Here is a 24,865-nt window from a genome sequence, read left to right on the forward strand (position 1 = left end):
GGGCGTCCGCAGCGAGAAAGACGTGAGTGTCGTCCTCAATAAACCAAGGAGCACAAACACAATGGCAAAGATTATCGCTTTTGATGAAGAGGCCCGCCGCGGCCTTGAGCGCGGCCTAAACACGCTTGCCGACGCCGTCAAGGTCACCCTCGGCCCTAAGGGCCGCAACGTCGTCCTGGAAAAGTCCTGGGGCGCCCCGACCATTACCAACGACGGTGTTTCCATCGCTCGCGAAATCGAGCTCGAGGATGCTTACGAGAAGATCGGCGCCGAGCTGGTCAAGGAAGTTGCCAAGAAGACTGACGACGTCGCAGGCGACGGCACCACCACCGCAACCGTGCTGGCACAGGCTCTAGTACGCGAGGGTCTGCGCAACGTAGCCGCAGGTTCCAACCCAATGGGCATCAAGCGCGGCATCGAGACCGCAACCAAGAAGGTTGTGGACTCCCTGCTGTCTTCCGCCAAGGAAGTAGAAACCCAGGAGCAGATTGCTACCACCGCTGGCATCTCCGCTGCTGACCCGGCCATCGGCGAGAAGATCGCCGAGGCTATGTACACCGTGGGCAACGGCTCCGTAAACAAGGACTCCGTTATCACCGTGGAAGAGTCCAATACCTTCGGTGTTGACCTCGAGGTAACCGAGGGCATGCGCTTTGACAAGGGCTACATCTCCGGCTACTTCGCTACTGATATGGAGCGCCAGGAGGCAGTCCTGGAGGACCCATATATCCTGCTGGTCTCTTCCAAGATCTCCAATATCAAGGACCTCGTTCCGCTGTTGGAGAAGGTCATGCAGTCCGGCAAGCCGCTGCTGATCATCGCCGAGGACGTTGAGGGCGAGGCCCTGTCCACCCTCGTGGTGAACAAGATCCGCGGCACCTTCAAGTCCGTTGCCGTTAAGGCTCCTGGCTTCGGCGATCGCCGCAAGGCCACCCTGCAGGACATGGCCATCCTCACTGGCGGCCAGGTCATCTCCGAAGAGGTCGGCCTCTCCCTCGAGACCGCCGAGCTCGAGTACCTGGGCCAGGCACGCAAGGTCGTTGTCACCAAGGATGAGACCACCATCGTTCAGGGTGCTGGCTCCCAGGAGCAGATCGACGGCCGCATCAAGCAGATTCGCGCTGAGATCGAAAGCTCCGATTCCGATTACGACCGTGAGAAGCTCCAGGAGCGCCTGGCTAAGCTCTCCGGCGGCGTTGCCGTCCTTAAGGTCGGCGCCGCTACCGAGGTCGAGCTCAAGGAGCGCAAGCACCGCATCGAGGATGCAGTCCGCAACGCAAAGGCTGCCGTGGAAGAAGGCATCGTTGCCGGCGGTGGCGTAGCCCTGCTGCAGGCTGCTTCCGTCCTGGATTCCCTGGATGACCTCAAGGGCGATGAGGCTACCGGCGTCAAGATCGTCCGCGAGGCCCTGTCCGCACCGCTGAAGCAGATCGCGCACAACGCTGGTCTGGAGCCGGGCGTTGTTGCTGACAAGGTTTCCTCCCTGCCAGCAGGCGAGGGCCTGAACGCTGCTACCGGTGAGTACGTCAACCTCATGGAGGCTGGCATCAATGACCCGGTCAAGGTCACCCGCTCCGCACTGCAGAACGCTGCTTCCATTGCAGCTCTGTTCCTGACCACCGAGGCCGTCGTTGCCGACAAGCCTGAGCCGGCCGGAGCCAACAACGGCATGCCGGACGCTGACGCCATGGGCGGCATGGGCTTCTAACGCCCTATACCCCATAGGCCGCCAATAACAACGGGCCTAGCATCAGCCTGAGCGCCCCGTTTCTGTGCTTTAGAGCGCATGAAACGGGGCGCTTCGGCGTGTCTGCACCATTTTCTTTAAGTGATGCGATATGTGAACGCTGCGTCTTTACGAGATGACTTTCCGAATGTGCTCGTCATAGTCGGTTTCAATTGGGGCTGGAGATCGGAGAGCTTTTGGGAAATTCACCGCGCTATATGGCTCGCGATTCTCCGCCACAGCTTTTAACATGCGAACCATGCACCCCAGTGACCCCGTATAGGGGTAGCTGAAGGGGCGGAATTTAAAAAGGTTTTTCGCTCTCGGAGAGTGGGTTTTGCGCCTACCTATCGTTCGTTACTCCGGAAGCGTTACAGTGTTAAGCCTGAGCTAACCTAGCTATTTAAAGCGTAATGTAAAAGCCCAGTTTAGTAGCCTTTCAGTTAAGGTAAAAAATTTTAATGCCTCCAAAAGCCATAAACTTATCCCTATCAAGTTGCCTGCGTGATGGGGCATCTATGCAAATTTGACTTGATTTCGTTCAAACTTGTGTCAAAATATCTTTTGTGACGCCCGCTGAGGGTGTCTGCAAACTGCAAACCCCTCCGCGGCAGTAGCTTCGGATCTATTTTAGGAGTTCAAACATGGATCTCTCCACCATTCAGATGCACTTGGATAACTTCGTAACTACCTGGGAAGGCTGGGGCAAGATTGTTCAGGGCATCCAGGACTGGAAAGGCGTCGCTGAAGGATTTGAGGCCCTGAAGAAAGCTTTCGAGACTTTCGGTAACGGCTTGGAAGAACTGAGCTCCAAGTAAGCAAGACCTTTCCATCAACCAACCTTCAATAAGGAGACACTAAAATGCAGGAACTTTCCTCCAACTTCGGCAGCTTCGTAGAATTGAGCAGCAATTTGTTCAACTCTATCCACGAGGTTCTTTCTCCGCTGCTGTCCATTGCTGAAGGCGCTTCCAAGCTGATCGGCATGTTCGTATAAGAACATCCTCCAGTTCTGAGCTTTAAAGCTCACTGAAGCAAGAAGGTCTACCGTCTCGGTAGGCCTTCTTTTCGTTTTGGTGGCTGTTTAGGGAAGGGATAACTTCTTAGGGAAGGGATAACTTCGAAAGTTTAACGCGCTTGCTGTCTATATTCGGGTTACACTTAATGCATGGCTGATGTTAAAGACGACGATCTTCCCGAGATTGACCTGGCAAAAACAGACGGCTACGTCGTCGACGGAACCGATGAGGATGACCCTTCGCTGATCATGCCGGATGGTTCCCCGGTTCAGACTTGGCGTGAAAATTACCCCTACGATGAACGCATGACTCGCGATGAGTACGAGTCCGTTAAGCGTGCGCTGCAGATTGAATTGCTGAAGTGGCAGAACTGGACCAAGGAAACTGGTCAGCGTCATATTATTATCTTTGAGGGGCGCGACGCAGCCGGTAAAGGCGGCACTATCAAGCGCTTTAACGAACACCTGAACCCGCGCGGTGCCCGCACAGTGGCATTGGAAAAGCCGTCGCCGCGTGAGTCCACCTCGTGGTACTTCCAGCGTTACATCGAGCATTTCCCGGCCGGTGGTGAAATCGTCTTCTTTGACCGCTCTTGGTATAACCGTTCCGGGGTGGAGCGGGTTATGGGCTTTTGTACCGAAAGTCAGCACGCGGAATTCCTTCGCGAGGTTCCGATGCTGGAGAATATGATTCTGGGCTCGGGTATCTCCCTGACCAAGCTGTGGTTCTCGGTTACTCGTAAGGAGCAGCGCACTCGCTTCGCTATTCGCCAGATTGACCCAGTGCGCCAGTGGAAATTGTCCCCGATGGACTTGGCCTCGCTGGATAAGTGGGACGACTACACCCGTGCTAAGGAAGAGCAGTTCCGTTATACGGATACGGAAGAGTCGCCGTGGATTACCATTAAGTCCAACGACAAGAAGCGTGCCCGCATTAACGCTATGCGCTATGTACTGTCCAAGTTCGAGTATACGAACAAGGATCACGAGCTGGTGGGCGAGGTTGATGAGAATATTGTTAAGCGTGGTCGCGACCAGATTGGTGACTAAGCTTTAGCTGGATTAGCCATCACGACGGCGGGAAACTCGGAAACTTCGAGTTTCCCGCTTTTTGTATTAAGGGGGTAACGGGGGTGGATTTGGGCAATAGTTTTGGCAAAATTTGTTCTTCCTAAAAGTCCGTTTCCGTGCGGTTATTTTACGGAACCGTAGGTTACATAATTGGAAGTTATTTGTGCTTTATATCGTCGCGTATTTAGCATCACTGTTATCTCAATCTCATCCAGGAAAGCACTATGAGATACAACACTAAAGAGGAGACGGTGATGATGAAGAAGCATGTAACCGCTTGCTTGACGGCGGCTGCTGTCATGGCGGCACCAGTGGCGGTATCTGGAACGTTTACAGTTGGCGCAGCTGCTCAAGAGGCACCGGCCCCAACGGCAGACCAGAAGCCAGATGTATTGGGACGCCCGACCGTCTCTGACAAGCAGGTTTCTGACGAGGATGGCTACTTCGATAGCCAGCGCGGTCAGGGTGTAAAGATCTACTACCGGAAGCAGAAGGTGGCAAACCCACGCGGTGCGGTGGTTTTGGCGCACGGTGTATCTGAGCACTCGGGGCGTTACGATTACGTCGCCAAGCGCTTGCTCGATGCAGGCTACAACGTCTACCGCGTAGATCACCGCGGCCACGGCAAATCCGCCGGCGGCAGCGTACCGATGGGGCATATCGATAATTTCCAGTACATCCTCGATGATTTCGACCGTGTCGTGGACATGGCGAAGGAAGAAAATCAGGGAGTAAAGACCTTCCTGCTGGGCCACTCGATGGGCTCGCTGACCGTGGAGGCCTATGGCATTCGTGAGCCGGGCAAGGTCGATGGCATCATCACTAACGGTGGCGGCGCGCCGCTGAACCTTTCGGGCAAGAATGTTGCGGGAAAGAACATCACGCCGGATGATATTTCTGAGACCCAGAAGAAGCTGGATCCCACCATCTTTGAACGCTTGCCGCTAGCCCAACTCACCAGCTTTAATGCGAACTATGCGCAGAACCTGATTCCGCACCGCACCGAAATCGGCGCACAATCGCCGGAGTGGAGCAAGGACATTCAGCTGTCTAATCCATTTACGGATGGTATCTCCACTAACCAAGCGGTGAAGGACGAGTATGCCTCTAGCCCGCTCATTGCGCAGAAGACCAGTGCCGGCACGGCCTTGCAGCTGGCGGCAATTGCGAATTACGACGCCGTCAATGCGGACCTCTTCACCGCACCGACGCTCATCATGCACGGCACCAAAGACGGCATCGTTCCGCCGTACTTCTCCCAGGATTGGTATAACTCCATCTCCTCCAAGGACGTGGAGTACGTGACCTGGGAGGGGCAGAAGCACGAGGTCTTTAATGAGCCGGCTGCCGATCAGGCTCTCGATACCGTCGTGGACTGGCTCGACCGCCACGCCTAAATTCACGCGGACCTCAAAGTGAGGACTCTTGGCAGGCATGTAGTGCTTGCCAAGAGTTTACGTATATGTAACCGCGTCGTTGCCCAGGACGGATAGAAATTGAATTATGAAAAATAAACTCTGTGCTTTCTCATCTATCCTGGCGCTCACCGGAATGGTGGGCGCACCTGTTGCGGCGGCCCAGTCCTCGCTTCCGGGTTCCTCCTTTGGTTCTTCTTTGGGGTCATCGTTAGGCTCTTCTTGGGGGTCTTCCCAGAGCTCGTCCGAGGGGTCCTCGGCGGGAGACGATGTGCAGCCGGGGGAAGGCACAGAATCGCGGGTGCTGTGGCTGGAAAGCTTCGACGGGGTGGATACCCCGGCATGGTTTACTCACCGCGCGCCGGAGGGGTGGAAGACCGACGTGCACGGCGTGGACTCGGGCGAGGCCCGCTGGAAGGGCTGGACTTTTGGCGATATGCGCCATTGGACCTGGGCATCTGGTACCGATATGCGCCACTATTTCACCCAGGCGCATGACACCTTCGCCATCATCGACAACAAGCAGCAGCGCTTGGCCGAAGGCGATTCCATGACCGCGGGTCTAAAGAGCCCGGCCATCCCGGTGGCGGGGCAGGAGCGGGTGAATGTGGAATTCGACCACCATTACCGCCAGGGCAAGGACGGGCAAAATGCCAAGGTGACTGTCTCCTTCGATGGCGGGGAAGCCCAGGAAATCGCCGTCTTTGATAAGGATGTCTTCTCCAAGCACGAGTCCATTGGCGTGGACGTGCCAGCCGGCGCGAAGAATATGCAGGTTAGCTTCAGCTACAACAACGGCAATGATGACTGGTGGTGGGCGGTGGATAACGTGGGCGTCGTCAAGCCGCTCGGTGAGCTTCAGGGCTCGCCGCAGGCTACCGTGGACGTGCTTTCCGACGTCCAGGGCGACCCCCAAGACTACAAAGAAGCGGTCCGCCAGTTGAACGGTATGGAGGACAAGGCCGGGGCGCTGGTGCTCAACGGCGACCTCGTGGACGATGGCTCGCAGCAGCAGTGGGATGATTTCTTGGCCGCGCACAGCGAGGTGCCGCACGATTCGGGCAAGGAATTGTGGACCATCGGCAACCACGAAATGTATGGCAAGGAAGGCTCTAAGACTTACCTGGATCGCTTTCTCAAATACTCCGGCCAGGATAAACCGTGGAAGGAAGAAGTGGTGGATGGGGTGCCGCTCATTTCGGTAAATACCGAGTTTTATTCCGATATTCTGCGCCACGGCAAGGAGCCGTTCCAGCGCATCAGCAAGGAGCAGCTCGATTGGCTAGATGAGCGCCTGGCTTATTGGGATGCTAAGGGCACTCCGGCGTTGGTCTTTAGCCATCCGCTGCTGCCGCAGACGGTATCGATGTCTCATTCGGCGTGGTACCAGAATGACTTTGAGGACCTCGAGGCGCTATCCAACGTGGTCAATAAGTACAACAACATCGTGTGGTTTAGCAGCCACAGCCACTCTTCGCTGCGTCAGAATAACTGGTGGGGAACCCGCCGCTATGACGGCACTGGTGAGGCTGGCCGTACCGGCTTCCCCGTGGTCAACACCGGCGCCATTCTCAATGAGTACCTACCGGATGGCGATAACGACGAAAAAATTGTTAAGGAAAAGGAAGAGGCCTCCACCGGACTGCGGGTCAAGGTGTTTGCTGACCGTGTCCGGGTGGAGGCCTGGGACTTCAAGTCCGGCGAGATGATTAAATACCAGGACTTCGCGCGGTAGGGCGCAGATTATGGCCGGCGACCTATCGCTCCCACGGCTCGATGGGGTTGCCCTGCCATACGGCGTTGGTGGGCACGCGGTCACCGCGCATAACCAGCGAGCCGGGACCCACGGTGGATGCAGTGCCGATGAGCGAGGCAGGCAGCGCCACCGAGTGGGCGGCCAGGGTGGAGCCGTCCTGGATGGTGACGGTATCTAGGCTCATCACGCGGTCCTGGAAAAGGTGGGTTTGCACCACCGTGCCAGGGCCCACGGTGGCGGCCTCACCGACGCGGATGAGGTCCGTTTCCGGGAACCAGTAGGAATCGATCCACGCACCGCGGCCGATTTCCACGCCGAGGGCGCGCAGCCCCAGGTTGATCTCGCCGGAGCCGTAGGTGTGCTGGAAGAACCACGGCGCGGCGACGACCTCCACGAAGGTATCCTGCAGCTCATTGAGCCAGACAAAAGCGGACCACAGCGGGTGGTCAGCCGCGCGGTGCTTGCCCACGCAGATCCACTTCACCGCGACGGTGACGGCCATGGCCACCGCACCCATGCCCATGAGCACGAGGCCGGAGAGGAGCCAGGTCAGGGGGAAGCCGAGGGCGTCGAGAAGCAAGTCGTAGACGCTAAGGGTTGCCGCGAGCAACATGGCAGAAAACATCGGTGCCAAAAGGCGCATGGTTTCCACCACGCCGCGGGCGGCCTTTACCGCAAAGCCCGGGTTATAGGTCAGTGCCTCACCCGAGTTGGCAGGGGAGTCTACCTCCACCGTCACGCGGCGCATGCGTTCTGGCGGAGCACCCCACCAGTTGGCGCCGGCCTTGGTTTTCTTCGGAGTAGAAGAAAGCACGGCAACGAGCGAGTTCTTCGATAGCTTGCGGCCGGGCGCGGTGATGCCGGAGTTACCCACGAAGGAGCGCTTGCCCACCTTGGTCTCGCCGGTGCGCATCCAGCCGCCGCCGAGCTCGTAGCCGCCAATCATGGTGTCATCGGCCAGGAAGGCGCCCTCTTTGACCTCGGTGAGCTTGGGGATCATCACCGCGGTGGAAATTTCCACGTTAGTGCCGATCTGCGCGCCGAGCGCGCGCAGCCACGTCGGGGTGAGCTGCGAGGCATAGAGCGGGAAAAGCTTGGTGCGCGCCTCGTCCATGAGGCGTTCGATGGCCCACAGGCGCCAGCCCTTGACCGAACGCACAGGCGATACGCCCGGGCTAATGCCGAGCGAGAGTATGCGCACACCCAGCCAGATCTGCAACATATAGGTGGCAAAGGCTGCCAGCGCACCGATAGGTGCGAAGAAGATCGCGCCGATAAAGCCATCGCCGCCGGTGGACTGCACGAGGGCGAGAACAAGGGCCGCGCCAACCGCCAGCGCCACGACCGGCTGGATGGCCAGCAGGACGGAGGTGGCGTCATAGATGGCCACCCACCACGGCCGACGCTTTGGCGTATGGGACGGGAAGCGGTGCTTGGAGCGGCCCACCTTTTGGGCAGGCGAGCCGGACCAGCGCTGGCCGTCCTTGATCTTCTTTCGGCCGGTGACGGTGGAACCGGCCTCCACGTGGGCGTACTTGCCCACCACGGTGCCAGGCAGCAGCGTGGAGCGCGCGCCCACGCGGGCGCCTTCCTTCACGTCGATGGCGCCCACGTGCAAGATATCGCCGTCTAGCCAGTAGCCGGAAAGATCCACCTCGGGCTCGATGGCGGCGTGCTTGCCCAGGGTGAGCAGGCCGGTAACTGGCGGCAGGGAGTGCAGGTCCACGCCGCGCTTGACCTTGACTCCGAGCGCACGGGCGTAGTTATTCACGCGCGTGGCACCGGCCAGGGAGCTCGCGCCAGCGGCATTAGCCCAGCGCTCAGCCGCCCAGATGCGCAGGTGCGTCGACCCGCCGCGCGGGTAATCGCCCGGCTTAATGCCGGCCGTAATAAGACGCGCGCCGTAGCCGCCAATGGGGATGCGGCCGACGGGGGTGACAAAGACGATGAGCAGGGCAATGACCAGCCACCACGGATAGGCCGCGGCCCACTCAAAGCCCAGTGATGCCGCCACGGTAGAACCCAACATGAGCCAGGCCAGCCAGCTGGAGGCGGCCAGTGTCATGACGGGGATCTGAATCAGGGTCTGGGCGAGGCGGGTGCCGAAGCCGACCTTGGTGACCTCGCGCATGGGGACGTCAGCAGCAGCGGGGCGCGGTTCGGCTCCCGCAATGAGCTCGGCCAGCGAGCCCAAGCGTGGGTGGTCGTAGAGGTCGCGCACGGCCACGGTGGGGTAGCGCTCCCTGATATGACCCACGAGGGTCGCGGCCGCGAGCGAGGTGCCGCCGAGAGAGAAGAAATCGGCGTTCTCGTCCTCCACGGATACGCCGAGCGTTTCTACCCACAGCTCCGCGAGCCACTTCTCGGTCTCGGTCAGCGTGGTCGATTCCACGCCCACTCCAGGCAGCGGCCACGGCAGGGCCTTCTTATCCACCTTGCCGGAGGTACGCACCGGCAGCTCTTCCATCACGCAGATGCGCGGGACGAGCGCGGCCGGCATGGTATCGGCCAGGCGAGCGTGCGCGGCCTCGTGATCGAAGCCCTTGGCCTCATCCTCGAGGGAGACATAGCCCACCAGAACGGACTCGCCGCCGGGAGTCTTTTGCACGGCCACGGCCGAGTTGTAGACGTTATCTAGCGCCGCAACATTAGCTTCGACCTCGCCGAGCTCGATGCGGCGCCCGCCAATCTTTACTTGGTCATCCACGCGGCCGACGAAGTACAGCCCGTCTTCTTCCAAGCGAACGTGGTCACCGGTGCGATAGGCGCGCTGCCAGCCCATGGACTCCAGCGGTGCGTATTTTTCCGCGTCCTTGGCCGGATCCAGATAGGACGCCAGTCCCACGCCGCCGATTACCAGCTCGCCGACGCCGCCCATTTCCACGGGCATGCCCTGCTTATCGACGACCACCAGGTCCCAACCGTTAAGCGGCAATCCAATGGACACCGGCCGGCCCGGCAGCATCTGCTGCGCACAGGCGACGACGGTGGCCTCGGTGGGGCCGTAGGTATTCCACATCTCGCGGTCCTCGGTGGCCAAACGGTCCACCAATTCTTGCGAGCAGGCCTCGCCGCCGACGATGAGTAGGCGGATATTGTCGAGAGCCTCGGCCGGCCAGAGGCCCGCCAGGGTGGGCACGGTAGACACGACGGTGATGTCGCGGCGGATGAGCCATGGGCCCAAATCCATGCCGGAACGCACCAGAGACCGCGGTGCTGGGACCAGGCAGCCGCCGTGGCCCCAGGCCAGCCACATCTCCTCGCAGGAGGCATCGAAGGCGACGGACAGCCCGGCGAGCACACGATCCTCCGGGCCGAGTGGCCCGTGCGGGTGATTGACCAAAAAGAGGCTCGCTTCCGCGTCCACGAAGGCGGCCGCGGAACGATGGCTGACGGCCACGCCTTTAGGCTTGCCGGTCGAACCTGAGGTGAAGATGATCCACGCAGTGTCCTCCGGGCGCGGAGCATTCGTCTCCTCGGCAGGGGCGTCCGGGCGCGCGGAGTCCCGCAGGAAGCGGAATCCGTCGTCCGTGAAAACGCCATCGATATCGGCTTCGCCGAAAACCATCTCGGCGCGCTCGTCAGGGTCATCGGCGTCGACAGGCACATAGGCTGCGCCTGCCGCCAAGGTCGCCAAAATGGCGAGGTAGAGCTCGCGCTTGCCGGAGGTCATCCTAATGCCGATGCGATCGCCGCGGCGCACGCCATTGGCGTGCAGCTCGGCAGCCCATGCCTCGACCTCGTGGATGAGCTCGGAATAGGTGATGATTTCGCCGTCATCAAGCGCGGCGGCATCGGGGTTCATTTCCGCGGTGGTGGTAATGATGTCCCACAGCGTGCGCGGCCGCGGTGCCGCGCTTCCTAGAAGGTACTGCTGTGGGACGAGCGATTCGGGACCCGCCATTTATGCCTCTTCTTCGTCCGCGGCAATGATGGACTTAGCCAACTTTCGCAGATGCTTGAGCTGCTTATTGGTGGACTCATCCAATGCCTCGTCCTCGGCGGTAGCGACCAGCACCGCCAGGTCCTTGTGGGCCTTTGTGCCCTTTTTGGTGGAAGCGACGATCTGGCGGCGGCGATCCTTGGGGTCGCGTTCGCGCTTTGCCCAGCCGCGGTCCTCGAGGGCGTCGATAAGACGCACCATGTCAGAGGCGTCAATGGCCAGGGTTTCGGACAGATAAGACTGCGACGCGGCATCCGCGTCGACCAGACAGGTAAGGACCCAGTACTCGCGCAGCGTTGTCTGCTTGGTCTGCAAAGCAGCCTCTACGCCATCGCGGGTGCGGCGGCGGAGGCGCTCCAGCTGGAACGACGGGGATTCGAGCAGGGCAGTTGGGATTACAGAATTATTCGTGGAAGCCATACCATCATAATAATCCCAAAAGATTGGTTAAGGCCAATTAATCCGTTTCGATGGGAAGTCCGGCAGCCTTCCACTTATCCGTGCCACCATCAACGTTAATAGTGTCCCAGCCCAGCGCATGCTCCAGATACTGACAGACCTGCATACTGCGGCCGCCCGCGTGGCAGATGACGTAAATATCCTTGTCCGGGTCGATTTCCTGGATGCGACCCGTAATCTCGCTCATCGGGATATGGGTCGCGCCCTTCGCGCGCTCCACCGCCCACTCATCATTCTCGCGGACATCAATGAGCTGAGCGCCTTCTGGTACTTCGGTTGGTTGAACGTTTTTCATGCCTCATACCCTAGTCACGCATAGGTCCTTATGCTGCTCCCCGTGCCGCGTCCGAGAAGAGCCGTGAGGAACTAGGGACGGCGACAACATGCGAGCTCGGCCCGTTGCGTCAATTGTCTGTTCCAGCAGCTTTAGCTCTTGTCTCGCCAGATTTGTAGCCCAAACAGTTATCTGCTTCGGCGTTTAACCCCTTGTAGTCGAGGCTTAGAGTATGCCTTGGTCCAAATCCTTGGCATCCGCGGCGGATGTGCGCAGGGCATTAATTTCCAGCGGCAACTGAGATGAATTCAGGCGAACCTGTCTTGGTTGTGATTAGAGTGGCGTACAGCCCACGGTACGGCTTTCTGTTCATGGCGAGAGTGGGGCTTCTCTGCCACGCTTTCAACGCTCATCTGAATTGAAAGGGAAATTTTTGATGCAAAGTCTTACAGGGATGCGGACAGAGCTTCGACAAGGCACGCTTGAAATCGACGGCATCACCATCAAAAGCCTTATCGGTGTGGACCTCGAGCCACACAGCGAATATAGCCTGAGCCTCGAATTTGCAGTTCGTCCAGGAACAGCTCCCAGCGCGATGAGGCTTAAGGCTTTAGACGCTGAGTTCGTACTCTTTGATAACGAGACAGAAAACAGCATTCGTCTCACCGACGGCGTTAGCAATAGTACAAGCTTTCTCCTTCGCACCGGACAGGAAGATGGCAGGCTACTCGTCTTCAACGAGTACCTGCATAGTTACAAGGAAGGTGTCGAACCCGCCTACGAATACATGACTGGCGATGCTGGGATTGTTATCACTGAGAGGGAAGGTGACACCATTCACTTTGCCTGCAACAACCGCAGTCCACGGGAGCAGCTAGCTTTTGAGGACGTCACCGGGATGCTGACACTTAGAAAAGTTGGTTCAGCGGAAGAGCATTCCATCGCTCCTGTAGAGGATGGATCGCCAATTCAACAATATTGCTTCATCGACAGCGGCGATGAAGCAATCGATGAAAAGAAGCTCGTTGATATTGCTACTGCGCTTTCGGGCAAGACCTCCCCGAGAAGCGAAGCGGTCACCACCTTAATTGACAGGCTTGAAGGGCTTAACTACACCATCATTTCTTCCGCAGGCAATGCTGTCACCATCGAAGTGGACATCTCGGATGAGGACACCACCGAATTCGCTATGGTCGATGAGGCTCGACTGTGGAATCTCAACCTAGTGAAGGTTAAAACTCGCACCTTGCTGAATCAGAGCACAAACCGGCCAGAAAGTTAGGCCACACCTGCCCGGAATAAAAATGTGAAGGACCGCGTGATTCGTCGTGTTGAAGAACGGGTTCTGGCGGAGAGCACGCAGGTGCAAGCCGCGGATCTGGCTGTGGCACTTAAATCGTCGGTTCGTGTGAGGAGTCGATGTCGTTTTCTGTAAATAGCGTCGGAAATTGGGGGGGTTCGCGCTCTATTTACCGTGAGCGTCGTGCGGGCTGCCCGCGGCGATTCTTGTGTGGCGCATCGGGTCAAAGTGACACACACGGCGCTGGCCCCGCGGAGGCCTGCGTGCGCGTTTTAACGGTGCGCGGAGAGGTACTCCAGAATCGCCTTGACGCGGCGGTTGTCCTCGCTGGGGTCTAAGCGAAGCTTGGTGAAGATGTTGGAGACATGCTTGGCCACCGCGGCGGCGGATAAAACGAGCTCGGCGGCGATGTCCTTGTTGGACTTGCCGCGGGACATTAATTCGAGAACCTCGCGCTCGCGCGGGGTGAGCTCGCCCAAGCCGCTGCGTCCGGAGCTCATGAGAGCTTGAGCCACGGTGGGGTCGATGACGGTGCCGCCCTGGGCCACCACGTCCAGGCTGGCCAGGAAGTCGCGCACCTCGGAGACACGGTCCTTCAAAAGGTAGCCGGTGCCGGCCTCGGGGGAGTCGAAGAGCTCCACCGCATAGGCCGGGGCCACGTATTGGGAGAGCACCATGACAGGCAGGCCCGGGTAGGCGTTTCTCAAATTCACGGCGGCTTTCAAACCATCGTCGCCCATGCCCGGCGGCATGCGTACGTCCGTGATGACGATGTCTGGCAGGTCGTCGCGCAGTTTATCCACCACAGCCTCGAGCGAAGGGGCAGAGGAAGCCTGGTCCACTACAGAGTGCCCGCGGCGCTCCAACAGGCCGGCCAGGCCCTCGCGCAGAATGGCGGAGTCATCCGCTACCACAATCCTTAAGCTCATCTTTTACACTCCTGGCTGTCCGCGATCGAGAAGAAGGGGAATGGACCCGGCCACCCGGGTCGGGCCGCCAGGCGGTGAGGACAAAGACATTTCTCCGCCGAAGGCAGCAAGACGCTCGGCCATCCCCGCCAGGCCGCGCCCGGGGACGACCTGTGCGCCGCCGGGGCCCTCATCCACCACGGTGATGCGCAGCGAATCGTCCGAGGTCACCAGCACCGAAACCGGCGCGCCCGGCGCATGCTTGGCCGCATTCGTCAAAGCTTCCGTGCCGAAGAAATAGCCGCAGGCCAGCACGGAGGCGGAGAGCTCAGGCAGAGAATGCGGGGCAAAGACGCTGACGTGGGGGCCGTGGGAGGAGGCGGCGTCGGCAAGCGCGGCGACCAGGCCGTGATCCTGCAGCACCTGTGGGTGAATACCGTGCACCGTGGCGCGCAGGGAATTCAGGCCGCGGTCCACGTCTTGCTTTGCGGCGGTGAGGAGCTCGGTGAGGCCAGCGGGGGCGTCGAGAAGAGCCTCGCCCAACTTCATGCTCGCGGCCACGAGGTATTGCTGTGCGCCGTCGTGCAGGTCGCGCTCGATGCGGGCGCGCTCGACCTCGTAGGCGTCCGCGATGGCGCGGCGCGAGGCCGTGAGCTGCGCAATCTGCTGCGCCTGCTGCTGCTCGTGCGTGGTGGGTTGGGGATTCTTTCGGAACACGGTTCACAGCATATCGGGTGTCCCGAACTACAGGGGTAGTGCTGGCACTACCTTAAAGAGCAACGCTAGGGCTGTTCTTTCCGCGGGCCCGGCACGGTGAAATGAGAGACATGGCACAGATACTTTCCCTGACAGACATCACCAAGGACTTCGGCGGCGGCCCGGTGCTCGCCGGAATTTCCCTCGACATTGAACCGGGCGAGCTCGTGGCTGTCATGGGGCCGTCTGGCTCCGGCAAGTCCACGCTGCTGCACTGCATGTCCGGCGTGCTCACCCCCACGCACGGTAGCGTGCGCTACGGGGACGAGGAGCTCTCCGCGCTTTCCGACACCCCCCGCTCCCGCACCCGCCTGCGCAACTTCGGCTTCGTCTTCCAGGATGGTCAGCTGCTGCCGGAGCTCAGCAACGTGGATAACGTGGCGCTGCCGGCCATGCTTAACGGTATGGGGCGGGGTGCGGCCCGCAGGCGCGCGATGGAGCTTCTTGATCAGCTGGGCCTGGGTGGCCTGGCGGACCGCCGCCCGGCGCAGGTCTCCGGTGGCCAGGCTCAGCGCGTGACCATTGCGCGTGCGCTAGTGGCGAACCCAGGCGTTGTCTTCGCCGACGAGCCGACCGGTGCGCTGGATCAGTCCACCGGCCACGAGGTCATGCAGATGCTCACCACCATCGTGCGCCAGGCCGGGGCGAGCCTGGTCATGGTCACGCACGACCCGAAGGTGGCCGATTGGATGCAGCGCCGCGTGGAGATTCGCGATGGCATCATTCACGACGACCGCCGCCTGGGGGTGATTCGATGAACACCGCCACCTTGGTCTATGACCTGCAGCGCGAATCCATTCGCGCGCGCTCGGGCACGGGCATCGTCTCTCTATTGGCGATTGTGAGCCTGACCATCGGTTCCGCCATCGCCTTTTTGGTTGCGGGCGGTACCTGGATGTTTTGGGAGCGCGCCCAGCACGTCGAGGACGCCGCGCCCGCCCTCAAGGAGGCCTTTGGCAACGAGATGGAGGCCTTCCTCTATCCCTGGTTCGCCCTGGCTCTCTTTTCCTGCGCGTTCATCCTTCCCGCGCTGTTTAACCTCACCTCCCAGGCCGCCGTCCTGGGTGCGTCCGGAAGGGAGCAGCGCCTAGCCACCCTGCGCCTGCTGGGCTTAAGCTCCCGCCAGGTGGAGCGCATGGCAATTGTGGAAACCGGCCTCCAGGCGGTGATCGGCATCGTGCTCGGCGGGTTGATTAGCCTACTCGTCGCACCGGTCTTTACCCAGCTGGACTTCCAAATGCGGCCCATTGACCTGACAGAGATTCTGCTGCCCTGGTGGGGATATATAGCCGTGGCCGGCGTGCTCTTCCTCCTGGCCATCGGCGCGGCACTGTACGGCATGCGCCGCGTGCGGGTGAGCCCGCTGGGCGTGGCCAAACGCCAGATGCCCGCGGCCTACCGCTGGTGGCGCGCCATCGTCTTCCTCATCATCGTGGCAGTCGGCGGCGTGTTCCTCACGGGCAAGGCGGGCCCGCCCACCGCTATGGTCATCGTGGTCATGTTTGGCATGCTGATGAGCATCAACCTCATCGCGCCTTTCATCCTGCAGTTGGGCGCGCACGTCTTCTCCCTCTTCCCCGGAACCGCGCACTTCGTGGCCTGCCAGCGCGTGGCGGGCAATGCCCGCCCGGCATGGCGGCGCAGCGCTGCCATCGGCTTCTTCGGCTACCTGGCCGGCTTCCTCGTTGCCGCGCCCCTGGGCTCCGATGCCTTGGCCTCGGTGCTCGAAGAAGATCCCGGAATGAACGTGGTGTTCAAGGACATCTCCACTGGCGTTGTACTAACCCTCGTTTTCGGCTTCACGTTGACCACCATGTCCATCATCCTGGGTCAGGTTTCCGGCATCTTCGAGGACAAGGAGCTCATCCGCTCTCTGGATTTGATGGGCGTGCCGCGCGGCTTCCAGTTCCGCTCCGGGGCGCTGACCGTCATGGGGCCGGTCGTGGCCTTGAGCTCCTTCGGTTTTCTCTTCGGCGGCGGAATTGCTTCGCTGATGTTCTTCTCCAACGTCGAGCAAAGCGACGTCGATGTGAGCGCTCGCCTGCTTATGGCCTTCGGCTTCCTGGCGGTGGGCTGGGTGGTCACGCTTCTTGCCATTGTCCTTGTTGAACCGTTGCGCGGCTACGTGCTGCGCACAGGAGGTCGAAAAGAATGAAAAAAGAATGAAAACTGTACTGAAAATTCTTGGCGGACTCTTCAGCGTTGCCTTTATCGCGGTGTTCGCCGCCGTGTACTTCCTCGGCCCCTCCTATGGCGGGGCGCTGCTGGGCTAGCCCTATTTTCTTTTCAACGCCAGCGAAAAACACATCAACACCGCGGTGGTGGATACCGCAGCGTATACCAGAATCTATGGCGAGAGTGAAGAATTTCAGCGCGCCCGCGAGGCTTTGAAAGAGGACCCGACCAACGCGGAGCTCCTCGATGCCGCCATCGACGCCGCCTCCTCCGCCGAAGCCATCCTCCTGACCTTCCGCGGCCTGGACAACGTGCGCACCTTCGGCGAGCCGACCGCCGGCTACGCCTCCGCCAACGTGGTGCTGGATTACCCGGACGGCCGCTCGCTCATGCTCACTACTGCCAAGGACAAGGCGTGCACAGGTGAGGAGTTCGTCGAGGACCCCATCGCTCCTGATGCTCCGGAATCTGAGCTCGACGGCTGGCTTGCCTCCCATTGTGGCTTCTAAGGCGCGGTTTTCGTCCACAGGTGCCTTTAACGTTCACGGCAAATAACGCCCCGAAACACGCTATTTTTCGCCACTATGTACCGTGAACGACAGTGATTAGTCGGAAAACGCGAAAGGTACGCTTCGGCGCGCGGTGGGAAACCTCTTCGGTCCCCACCGTCTGCGGAAACGTACCTTCACAGTGCCGCCGTTAGCGTGCGGCAGAAGCGCTTACTTGAAGCGAGCCTTTGCCTCGTCAAGGATCTTCTCTGCCTCGGCCTTGTCGCCCCAGCCGGAGCCGGAAACTTCCTTGTTCGGCTCCAGGTCCTTGTAGTGGACGAAGAAGTGCTCGATTTCGTCCTTGATGTGCTGCTCCACATCGTTGATGTCTTGGTAGTGCTCCCAGCGTGGGTCATCGATGACGGCGAGCAGCTTGTCGTCGCCGCCGGCCTCGTCGGTCATCTTGAACACGCCGACGATGCGGGCCTCAACGACAACGCCCGGGAAGACCGGCTCCGGCAGGATGACTAGGGCGTCGAGCGGGTCGCCGTCCTCGCCCAGGGTGTGGTCGATGAAGCCATAGTCAGCCGGGTAAGCCATCGGGGTGAACAGGTAACGGTCGAGGTAGACCTTGCCGGAATCGTGGTCAACCTCGTACTTGTTGCGGGAGCCCTTCGGGATTTCAATGGTTACTTCAACGCTCACAGCGATGTCCTCCATGGGGGATTGGGTATCAATTACTGCCCATAGTCTAGCGCGTTGCGGATTCGCGCTAGGGTTAAAGGCAATGAAAGCAAAGCATGTTTGGTGGTCAGCGACCGCGCTCGTGGTAGCGGCAGCGGTCGGAGGTACGGCTGCGCTGGGCGTTACCCTCCAGCGCGAATACGGCGATCTCTCGCACGGGGAGGCGCAGGCGGTCGAGGCTCCTGAGGAGCCGTTGAGCGCAGCAGAGCCGGGAGAGGCAGACCTGGATGCGCTGAGCGCGAAGCTGGATGAGCTCGCCAAGAATAAGGACCTTGCCACTTTTGGCGGCGAGGTGATCGATACCGAAACCGGTGACGTGGTGTGGCAGCGCGACGCGGATAAGCGGCTTACCCCGGCCTCGTCTACGAAGGTCCTTACCACTGCGGCGGCGACGTTGGCGCTGGATGAGAATGAGAAAATCACCACCAAGGTCTACCGTGGGTCGAACGAAAAGAACGTGGTCATTAAAGCCGCGGGCGATGTGTGGATGACGCACGAACAGCTCGATGATTTGGCCGAGCAGATTTCGAAGAACGTCGAGCAGGTCGATGGCGTCTACGTCGATACCTCAGTGTGGTCCGGCGAGGCGCAGGCCCCAGGCTGGGATCCGGAAAACGTGGACGGCGGCTTCGTCGCGCCGATGGAACCGGCCATGCTCTACGGTGGTCGCTTGGGCGCGACGACGGGGGACGTGCCGAGGAGTCATGAGCCGGCTTTGGACGTCGCTAAGCAGCTAGGCGATCGCCTCGGCGCGGGCAAGGTAGGCATGGGCTCTGTGGCGGAGAACGCGCAGGAGGTGGCGAGCGTGGATTCGCCGCCGTTAGCGGACCGCGCCCGAGAAATGGTGCGCCATTCCGATAACGTCATGGCCGAAGCCATTGCGCGTGAGCTGGCGATGTCCCGTGGCAAGGAAGCCAGCTTTGAAGGCGATACGCAGGCCACGCTCGAGGTGCTGCGGGAGCAAGGATTCGACGTCGAGGGTGTCGACATTAAGGACAATTCCGGGCTCTCGGTGGATAATCGGCTCACGGCCGGGCTGCTGACGCAACTTATTAATGGCGCGGTCAAGGATCCGCGCCTGCGCCCGCTGGTGTCCTACCTTCCGGTAGCCGGCGGCGATGGCACGCTGTACGAGCGCTACGGCGATTCCGCGGCCAAGGGTTACGTGCGAGCTAAGACCGGCACGCTGACTGGGGTCTCGGCCTTGGCCGGCACCGCGCAGGGTGATTCCGGGCGCGTATATGCCTTTGCCTTCCTGGTGAATGACGGCGATATTTTGGCCGCCCGCAAGGCCCAAGACGCGTTGGCTTCTGCTCTGCATGAGTTCTAATAAGCCCTTTTGGCCGCGGGTTTCGCCGCACTTTCTGGCGTGTCGGCGCGGCGTGCGCGCCGCTGGCCTTGACCACGCAGTGGCGGTGGGGCTGTCCGGAGGCGCGGATTCGCTGGCTCTCCTGGCGGCGCTGGTGGCGGAGGGGCACGAGGTGCTCGCGCTGTGCGTGGACCACGGGTTGCAGGACGGATCGCGGGCGCAGGCCGAGCGCGCGGCCGACCAGGCGCGAACGCTAGGCGCGCGGGCGCAGGTGCTTAGCGTTGAGGCGGACGCTGCGGCGGGGGCGGAGTCGATGGAGGCGGCCGCGCGGGCGGCGCGGTATCGGGCACTGGCCGCCGCGTGCGCGGACGAAGGATTAGAGGTTGCCGTGGCGCATACGGCCGATGACCAGGCGGAAACGCTTTTGCTCGGCGCGCTGCGCGGACGGGTGGCCGGCATGAGTGAGCGCAGCGAGGTGGAAGGCGCCCGCGTGGTGCGGCCGCTGTTGAACGTGCGCCGCGCCGATACCGAGGGCGCCTGCGCGGAATTGGGGCTTTCGGTGTGGCAGGACCCGCAGAATGCGGACACGAATTTTCGCCGCGTGGCGCTGCGCCGCGAGGTAATCCCGCAGTTGAGCCGCATCATCGGCGGGGATGCGGTGCCAGCGCTGGCGCAAGCGGCCACCGACGCCGCGCTTGACGACGCCGCCCTCTACACCCCACCCACCACGGACTGCGCGGAGCTGGCGGCAATGGCAGAACCGCGGCGTCGGCGAGCGATCGCGGCGTGGCTAGTCAGCGAAGGGGTAGAGGTGACGCGGAGGGGAGTGGGGGACGTCGCTAAGCTGTGTACCCACTGGCATGGGCAAGGGCCGGTGGCTGTGCGATCGGCGCGGCAGGTGGGGCAGAGGTTGGAAGTAGCCCGTATAGGTGGCAAACTGGCACTGTTGTCTGGTCATTAAAGGAGCCCACTCGTGCACGACAAGAAAGACTTCGCCGTTCCCGCAAACCGCTACGGTGACGATGTAGAAGCAATCCTCATTGGAGAAGAGGAACTGCAAAACCGCGTCCAAGAACTCGCGGATATGGTCTCTGAAAAGTATGCCGACGCTGAGCAAGACCTGCTTTTGGTCTGCGTGCTCAAGGGTGCGGCTTTCTTCCTTACGGACTTCGCGCGCAAGCTATCCATCCCTTCCGAGTTGGAGTTTATGGCCGTGTCCTCGTATGGCGCCTCCACTTCTTCTTCCGGTGTGGTGCGCATTTTGAAGGACCTGGACCGCGATATTGCGGGGCGCAACGTGCTCATCGTGGAAGACATCATCGATTCCGGCCTTACCCTGTCATGGCTTATCCGGAACCTGAAGGGGCGAAACCCAGCCTCGCTTGATGTGGTCACGCTGCTGCGCAAGCCGGAGGTAGTAAAGGCCGATATTGACCTTTTGGATGTGGGCTTTGATATCCCTAATGAATTCGTCATCGGCTACGGGCTAGATTATGCGGAACGCTACCGCGATCTGCCCTACGTGGGCACCCTTCACCCTGATGTCTACACCACCGACTAAAATCGCGCAGTAATGAAAAACAACAAGATTATTCGCTACGGCGGGATAGCGGCACTTATCCTTATCGCGCTGTACGCCTTTACCTTCTTTAGCAACGATGCCCGCGGCTACGTGCAAGCGGATACCTCCGTTGCACTGACCCAGCTTAAAGACAAAAATGTCGATGAGGTGGAAATTGATGACCGCGAGCAGCGCTTGCGCATCAAGCTCAAGGACGAAATCACGGTAGATGAGCGCGAAGGCGTGAAGGAGATTGTGGCCAAGTACCCGGCCCGCGCCTCCGAGCAGGTCTTTAACTCTGTTAAGGATTCTGGTGCCCAGAAGTACCAGACCAATGTCACGCAGGAATCCTTCCTCGGCTCCATGCTCAGCATGCTGCTGCCTATGCTCATCCTCTTCGGCGTGCTCTTCTGGCTCATGTCCCGCATGCAGCAGGGTGCAGGCGGCATGTTTGGCATCGGCGGTTCCAAGGCTAAGGAACTGACCAAGGATATGCCGACCAATACTTTTGAGGACGTGGCCGGCGCGGACGAGGCCGTAGACGAGTTGCAGGAAATCAAGGACTTCCTGGAAGACCCCACGCGCTACCACGATCTAGGCGCCAAGATCCCGCGCGGCGTGCTGCTCTACGGTCCTCCCGGCACCGGTAAAACCTTGCTTGCTCGCGCCGTGGCCGGCGAGGCCGGCGTACCGTTCTACTCCATCTCTGGCTCTGACTTTGTGGAGATGTTCGTGGGTGTGGGTGCCTCCCGCGTGCGCGACCTGTTCAAGCAGGCGAAGGAAAACAGCCCCTGCATTATCTTTGTGGACGAGATTGACGCCGTTGGCCGCCAGCGCGGTTCCGGCACCGGCGGCGGGCACGATGAGCGCGAGCAGACCCTCAACCAGCTCTTGGTAGAAATGGACGGCTTTGGTGACCGCGAGGGCGTTATCCTCATCGCCGCTACCAACCGCCCGGACATCCTCGATCCGGCGCTGCTGCGCCCAGGCCGCTTCGACCGCCAGATTCCGGTGACCAACCCCGACCTGGCCGGCCGTGAGCAGATCCTGCGCGTGCATGCGAAGAATAAGCCGCTGGCAGAAGAGGTCGACGTAGCGCAGCTGGCTAAGCGCACCGCCGGCATGTCCGGCGCGGACCTGGCCAATGTGCTCAACGAGGCCGCCCTGCTTACCGCTCGCATCGGCGGCAACGTCATTACTTATGACGCTTTGGAAGAGGCCACTGACCGCGTGGTGGGCGGCCCGCGCCGCCAAGGCAAGATCATCTCCGAGCACGAGAAGAAGGTCACTGCTTACCACGAGGGCGGGCATACCCTTTCCGCGTGGGCCCTTAAGGACATCGAGCGCGTGTACAAGGTCACCATCCTGGCCCGCGGTCGCACCGGTGGGCACGCCATGACTTCGCAAGAAGATGACAAGGGCATGTACACCCGCGATGAGCTTTTCTCCCGCTTAGTCTTTGCCATGGGCGGCCGCGCGGCCGAGGAACTGGTCTTCGGTGCGCCGACGACCGGTGCGTCCTCCGATATCGAAAACGCCACCAAGATCGCTCGTTCCATGCTCACCGAGTACGGTTTCTCGCCGGAGCTCGGCACCGTGAAGTACGGCAAGGAGCAGGGCGATCCCTTTAGCCAGATGGGTGGCGGTGGCTCCATCGATTACTCCGATGAGGTTGCCTCCAAGATTGATGAGCAGATGCGCTACTTGCTCGAGCGCGCGCACGAGCAGGCCTATGACATCCTGCGCAATAACCGCTACTACCTGGATAAGCTGGCCGAGGCCCTGCTGGAGAAGGAAACCCTGCGCCGCCCCGACCTGGAGCGCATCTTCGATGGCATCGAGCCACGCGAAGCCTTCGACGTTTTCCCAGGCGAGGACGATCGCTTCCCCCGCCAGATTGGTTATGCGCCGGTCAAGACCCCGGTCGAGCTGGCCAAGGAGCGCGGCGAGGAGCTGCCTAAGCGCATGACGCTTCTCGATGCCTCCCGGGCCGCCCGTGAGCGCCGCCTCGCCGGTGAAGAACCGAAGGGTGAAGTGGGCTTCAACTTTGGCCAGCACGCTGGCGATTACGTCGATCCGGACACCGCCCGCGAGTTGGGAAGCACCCCAACAAACCAGGGCAAGGAGTCCACAGACACCAAACGAGCTGGTGCACAGCCTGATCGGCCGGCTCAGCCTTCCGAACCCGCTGAGCGTCCGACGGCACGCCCTGCCGCACGCCCCGCTACGGGCGGCGGTAAGCATCACAAGCCGGATGCCGGCGCGGATGCTGAGGCTGAGACCAGCCAGTGGTTTAATCCTGGCTGGGACGAGAAGGATCGCCGCAAGAATCCCTATGCGCGCGAGGACGACAAGCAAGAAGATAACTAATGCCTGATAATCACATTCCCGCCCGCGCCGCCTTCGACCAAGATCGGGCGGAGGCGGCGGTACGCGAGTTGCTCCTTGCGGTGGGGGAGGACCCCGACCGCGAGGGTCTGCGCGAAACCCCGGCCCGCGTAGCCCGCGCCTACCGCGAGGTCTTTGCCGGTCTGCACGAGGACCCAACTGAGGTCTTGCACAAGACCTTCGCCGAGGACCACCAAGAACTGGTCCTGGTGCGCGATATCCCTATCTATTCCACCTGCGAGCACCACTTGGTGCCGTTCTACGGCGTGGCGCACATTGGTTATATCCCAGGTAAAGACGGCCACGTCACCGGCTTGAGCAAGCTTGCCCGCCTAGCGGATATGTACGCCAAGCGCCCCCAGGTCCAAGAGCGCCTGACCCAGCAGGTCGCGGATGCCCTGGTGGAGGTCCTTGGCGCGCAGTCCGTCATCGTGGTCATCGAGTGCGAGCATTTGTGCATGGCCATGCGCGGCATCCGCAAGCCCGGTGCGACGACGACCACCTCCGCGGTGCGCGGAGGCTTCAAAAATAATGCTGCCTCTCGTGCAGAGGTACTCAGCCTGATTCGTAGCTAAATTCGGTTCACCATTAAAAGCCTTAAGGAGCACGCCATGCAGCAGGCAACCTCGGTTTCGGATCTCACCAGGAGCAATCGCACTCTGGTGATGGGCATCGTCAACGTTACGGAGGATTCCTTTTCCGATGGCGGCCGGTGGTTGGACTTTGATGCCGCCATTAATCACGCCCGCGAGCTCGTGGCGCAGGGTGCTGACATGATTGACGTCGGCGGCGAATCCACCCGCCCGGGCGCGGTCCGCGTGGAGGCGGACGTCGAGGAGCGCCGCGTGGTGCCCGTCATTCAGGCCTTGAGCAAGCTCGGCATCCGCACCTCCGTGGATACGATGCGCGCCTCGGTGGCACGTGCGGCGACAGCGGCCGGCGTGGACATGATTAATGATGTCTCTGGTGGCCTGGCGGATCCTGAGATGTATCGCGCGATGGCCGAGGCCGGCGTGCCCGTGTGCCTCATGCACTGGCGTACGCTGCAGGAGGGCGCATTCGGCTCCGCGGCCGGCAGCGCGGATCACGGCGGCGATGTGGTGCGCGATGTGCGAGAAACCCTAGAACGCCTGGCGAATAACGCGCTAGACGCCGGCGTGCGCCGCGATAATATCGTGCTCGATCCGGGCTTGGGCTTTGCCAAAACCCCGCAGGATAATTGGGCGTTGCTCAAGGCCCTGCCGGAGTTCCTCGGCGGCGAATTCCCCCTCCTGGTAGGAGCATCCCGTAAACGCTTCCTGGCCGCCATTCGGGAGGATCGCGGCGTGGAGTCCAGCCCGCTGCTGGCAGATCCCGCTACCGCGGCCGTAACCGCCATTTCCGCCCAGATGGGGGCGTGGGGTGTGCGCGTGCATGAGGTTGCCGTCTCCCGCGACGCCGTGGATGTGGCGGCCGCTTGGAACGCCGGCAATGACTACACAGGCGGGGTCAACGCCAGCGGCAGCTATAGCAATGGCGCTGATGGCAATGGAACTATGAAGTCCACGGCTCTATCACGTAAACCTGAGGAGTAA

Annotated in this window: 22 protein-coding genes; 16 read left to right on the forward strand and 6 right to left on the reverse strand. The window is 60.9% G+C overall.

The genetic code is table 11. The annotated features are described in order from the left end of the window. Positions 1–61: 61 nt before the first annotated feature. From groL to MHK04_RS06705, 6 genes are all read left to right on the forward strand, one after another. Entirely contained in the window at positions 62–1,708 is a 1,647-nt protein-coding gene (gene groL, locus MHK04_RS06685; RefSeq protein WP_023019954.1) for a chaperonin GroEL, read from the forward strand. Positions 1,709–2,370: 662 nt separating this feature from the next. Then, complete coding sequence (locus MHK04_RS06690) at positions 2,371–2,544, forward strand: hypothetical protein (protein ID WP_239208096.1); 174 nt, start codon at positions 2,371–2,373, stop codon at positions 2,542–2,544. 44 nt (positions 2,545–2,588) lie between these two features. Beyond that, a complete protein-coding gene (locus MHK04_RS12200; protein ID WP_023019952.1) occupies positions 2,589–2,723 on the forward strand; it encodes a hypothetical protein in 135 nt (44 codons plus the stop codon). 171 nt (positions 2,724–2,894) lie between these two features. Further along, positions 2,895–3,794 (forward strand): polyphosphate kinase 2, encoded by a 900-nt coding sequence (ppk2, locus tag MHK04_RS06695; protein ID WP_239208095.1) that lies wholly within the window; start codon positions 2,895–2,897, stop codon positions 3,792–3,794. 245 nt (positions 3,795–4,039) lie between these two features. Continuing rightward, positions 4,040–5,212, forward strand: a complete 1,173-nt coding sequence (locus MHK04_RS06700; RefSeq protein WP_239208094.1) for an alpha/beta hydrolase — start codon at positions 4,040–4,042, stop codon at positions 5,210–5,212. A 106-nt stretch (positions 5,213–5,318) separates the two neighbouring features. Then, positions 5,319–6,965: a metallophosphoesterase family protein gene (locus MHK04_RS06705; RefSeq protein WP_239208093.1), complete on the forward strand. Its 1,647-nt coding sequence runs from the start codon at positions 5,319–5,321 to the stop codon at positions 6,963–6,965. Positions 6,966–6,987: 22 nt separating this feature from the next. Here MHK04_RS06705 and MHK04_RS06710 read toward each other — a convergent pair whose 3' ends face one another. The 3 genes from MHK04_RS06710 to MHK04_RS06720 are packed head-to-tail and all read right to left on the reverse strand — an operon-like array spanning position 6,988 to position 11,683. Beyond that, positions 6,988–10,890 (reverse strand): Pls/PosA family non-ribosomal peptide synthetase, encoded by a 3,903-nt coding sequence (locus tag MHK04_RS06710; protein WP_239208092.1) that lies wholly within the window; start codon positions 10,888–10,890, stop codon positions 6,988–6,990. Further along, the gene (locus MHK04_RS06715) at positions 10,891–11,349 is read right to left on the reverse strand and encodes a MarR family winged helix-turn-helix transcriptional regulator (protein ID WP_239208091.1); all 459 of its coding nucleotides are present in this window, start codon (positions 11,347–11,349) and stop codon (positions 10,891–10,893) included. A 37-nt stretch (positions 11,350–11,386) separates the two neighbouring features. Further along, positions 11,387–11,683: a rhodanese-like domain-containing protein gene (locus tag MHK04_RS06720; RefSeq protein ID WP_005325643.1), complete on the reverse strand. Its 297-nt coding sequence runs from the start codon at positions 11,681–11,683 to the stop codon at positions 11,387–11,389. A gap of 433 nt (positions 11,684–12,116) precedes the next feature. Between MHK04_RS06720 and MHK04_RS06725 the strand changes: the two genes are divergently transcribed. Beyond that, positions 12,117–12,944: a hypothetical protein gene (locus MHK04_RS06725; RefSeq protein WP_239208090.1), complete on the forward strand. Its 828-nt coding sequence runs from the start codon at positions 12,117–12,119 to the stop codon at positions 12,942–12,944. Between the two features lie 290 nt (positions 12,945–13,234). Here the strand turns inward: MHK04_RS06725 and MHK04_RS06730 are convergent, their stop codons facing one another. After that, positions 13,235–13,891, reverse strand: a complete 657-nt coding sequence (locus MHK04_RS06730; RefSeq protein ID WP_023019944.1) for a LuxR C-terminal-related transcriptional regulator — start codon at positions 13,889–13,891, stop codon at positions 13,235–13,237. Between the two features lie 3 nt (positions 13,892–13,894). Continuing rightward, on the reverse strand, positions 13,895–14,587 hold the full coding sequence (locus tag MHK04_RS06735) for a sensor histidine kinase (RefSeq protein WP_239208089.1): 693 nt from the start codon (positions 14,585–14,587) through the stop codon (positions 13,895–13,897). A gap of 110 nt (positions 14,588–14,697) precedes the next feature. Here MHK04_RS06735 and MHK04_RS06740 point away from each other — a divergent pair, with 110 nt between their 5' ends. The 3 genes from MHK04_RS06740 (at position 14,698) to MHK04_RS06750 (ending at position 17,310) form a co-directional block, all read left to right on the forward strand. Next, entirely contained in the window at positions 14,698–15,384 is a 687-nt protein-coding gene (locus MHK04_RS06740; RefSeq protein ID WP_023019942.1) for an ABC transporter ATP-binding protein, read from the forward strand. Next, positions 15,381–16,781, forward strand: a complete 1,401-nt coding sequence (locus tag MHK04_RS06745) for an FtsX-like permease family protein (RefSeq protein WP_023019941.1) — start codon at positions 15,381–15,383, stop codon at positions 16,779–16,781. Before MHK04_RS06740 ends, MHK04_RS06745 begins: the two co-directional genes overlap by 4 nt. 166 nt (positions 16,782–16,947) lie before the next feature. Beyond that, on the forward strand, positions 16,948–17,310 hold the full coding sequence (locus tag MHK04_RS06750) for a S41 family peptidase (protein ID WP_239208088.1): 363 nt from the start codon (positions 16,948–16,950) through the stop codon (positions 17,308–17,310). 210 nt (positions 17,311–17,520) lie between these two features. On the opposite strand, the gene MHK04_RS06755 is transcribed toward MHK04_RS06750, so the two are convergent. After that, positions 17,521–17,994 carry an inorganic diphosphatase gene (locus MHK04_RS06755; RefSeq protein ID WP_239208117.1) on the reverse strand — a complete coding sequence of 158 codons (474 nt, stop codon included), beginning with the start codon at positions 17,992–17,994 and terminating at the stop codon, positions 17,521–17,523. A gap of 82 nt (positions 17,995–18,076) precedes the next feature. Here MHK04_RS06755 and dacB point away from each other — a divergent pair, with 82 nt between their 5' ends. The 6 genes from dacB to folP are packed head-to-tail and all read left to right on the forward strand — an operon-like array spanning position 18,077 to position 24,865. Further along, the gene (gene dacB / locus MHK04_RS06760) at positions 18,077–19,363 is read left to right on the forward strand and encodes a D-alanyl-D-alanine carboxypeptidase/D-alanyl-D-alanine endopeptidase (protein ID WP_239208087.1); all 1,287 of its coding nucleotides are present in this window, start codon (positions 18,077–18,079) and stop codon (positions 19,361–19,363) included. Further along, positions 19,353–20,303 (forward strand): tRNA lysidine(34) synthetase TilS, encoded by a 951-nt coding sequence (tilS, locus tag MHK04_RS06765; protein WP_239208086.1) that lies wholly within the window; start codon positions 19,353–19,355, stop codon positions 20,301–20,303. The genes dacB and tilS overlap by 11 nt, the downstream gene beginning before the upstream one ends. A 12-nt stretch (positions 20,304–20,315) precedes the next feature. After that, entirely contained in the window at positions 20,316–20,903 is a 588-nt protein-coding gene (gene hpt / locus MHK04_RS06770; protein ID WP_023019936.1) for a hypoxanthine phosphoribosyltransferase, read from the forward strand. 12 nt (positions 20,904–20,915) lie between these two features. Further along, complete coding sequence (gene ftsH / locus MHK04_RS06775; RefSeq protein ID WP_239208085.1) at positions 20,916–23,273, forward strand: ATP-dependent zinc metalloprotease FtsH; 2,358 nt, start codon at positions 20,916–20,918, stop codon at positions 23,271–23,273. Beyond that, a complete protein-coding gene (folE, locus tag MHK04_RS06780; protein ID WP_005325658.1) occupies positions 23,273–23,866 on the forward strand; it encodes a GTP cyclohydrolase I FolE in 594 nt (197 codons plus the stop codon). The genes ftsH and folE overlap by 1 nt, the downstream gene beginning before the upstream one ends. Positions 23,867–23,902: 36 nt before the next feature. After that, a complete protein-coding gene (gene folP, locus MHK04_RS06785; protein ID WP_023019933.1) occupies positions 23,903–24,865 on the forward strand; it encodes a dihydropteroate synthase in 963 nt (320 codons plus the stop codon).

The organism is Corynebacterium nasorum (assembly GCF_022345765.1).
Taxonomy (GTDB): domain Bacteria; phylum Actinomycetota; class Actinomycetes; order Mycobacteriales; family Mycobacteriaceae; genus Corynebacterium; species Corynebacterium kefirresidentii.

What these genes read in the sequence shown, in the direction of transcription:
- MHK04_RS06725 (WP_239208090.1), top strand. Translation starts at nt 12,117, where the DNA reads ATGCGGACAGAGCTTCGACAAGGCACGCTTGAAATCGACGGCATCACC.
- MHK04_RS06705 (WP_239208093.1), top strand. Translation starts at nt 5,319, where the DNA reads ATGAAAAATAAACTCTGTGCTTTCTCATCTATCCTGGCGCTCACCGGA.
- MHK04_RS06745 (WP_023019941.1), top strand. Translation starts at nt 15,381, where the DNA reads ATGAACACCGCCACCTTGGTCTATGACCTGCAGCGCGAATCCATTCGC.
- MHK04_RS06730 (WP_023019944.1), bottom strand. Translation starts at nt 13,891, where the DNA reads ATGAGCTTAAGGATTGTGGTAGCGGATGACTCCGCCATTCTGCGCGAG.
- MHK04_RS06700 (WP_239208094.1), top strand. Translation starts at nt 4,040, where the DNA reads ATGAGATACAACACTAAAGAGGAGACGGTGATGATGAAGAAGCATGTA.
- folP (WP_023019933.1), top strand. Translation starts at nt 23,903, where the DNA reads ATGCAGCAGGCAACCTCGGTTTCGGATCTCACCAGGAGCAATCGCACT.
- ftsH (WP_239208085.1), top strand. Translation starts at nt 20,916, where the DNA reads ATGAAAAACAACAAGATTATTCGCTACGGCGGGATAGCGGCACTTATC.
- MHK04_RS06720 (WP_005325643.1), bottom strand. Translation starts at nt 11,683, where the DNA reads ATGAAAAACGTTCAACCAACCGAAGTACCAGAAGGCGCTCAGCTCATT.
- groL (WP_023019954.1), top strand. Translation starts at nt 62, where the DNA reads ATGGCAAAGATTATCGCTTTTGATGAAGAGGCCCGCCGCGGCCTTGAG.
- MHK04_RS06690 (WP_239208096.1), top strand. Translation starts at nt 2,371, where the DNA reads ATGGATCTCTCCACCATTCAGATGCACTTGGATAACTTCGTAACTACC.
- MHK04_RS12200 (WP_023019952.1), top strand. Translation starts at nt 2,589, where the DNA reads ATGCAGGAACTTTCCTCCAACTTCGGCAGCTTCGTAGAATTGAGCAGC.
- dacB (WP_239208087.1), top strand. Translation starts at nt 18,077, where the DNA reads ATGAAAGCAAAGCATGTTTGGTGGTCAGCGACCGCGCTCGTGGTAGCG.
- ppk2 (WP_239208095.1), top strand. Translation starts at nt 2,895, where the DNA reads ATGGCTGATGTTAAAGACGACGATCTTCCCGAGATTGACCTGGCAAAA.
- MHK04_RS06710 (WP_239208092.1), bottom strand. Translation starts at nt 10,890, where the DNA reads ATGGCGGGTCCCGAATCGCTCGTCCCACAGCAGTACCTTCTAGGAAGC.
- tilS (WP_239208086.1), top strand. Translation starts at nt 19,353, where the DNA reads ATGAGTTCTAATAAGCCCTTTTGGCCGCGGGTTTCGCCGCACTTTCTG.
- MHK04_RS06715 (WP_239208091.1), bottom strand. Translation starts at nt 11,349, where the DNA reads ATGGCTTCCACGAATAATTCTGTAATCCCAACTGCCCTGCTCGAATCC.
- MHK04_RS06740 (WP_023019942.1), top strand. Translation starts at nt 14,698, where the DNA reads ATGGCACAGATACTTTCCCTGACAGACATCACCAAGGACTTCGGCGGC.
- folE (WP_005325658.1), top strand. Translation starts at nt 23,273, where the DNA reads ATGCCTGATAATCACATTCCCGCCCGCGCCGCCTTCGACCAAGATCGG.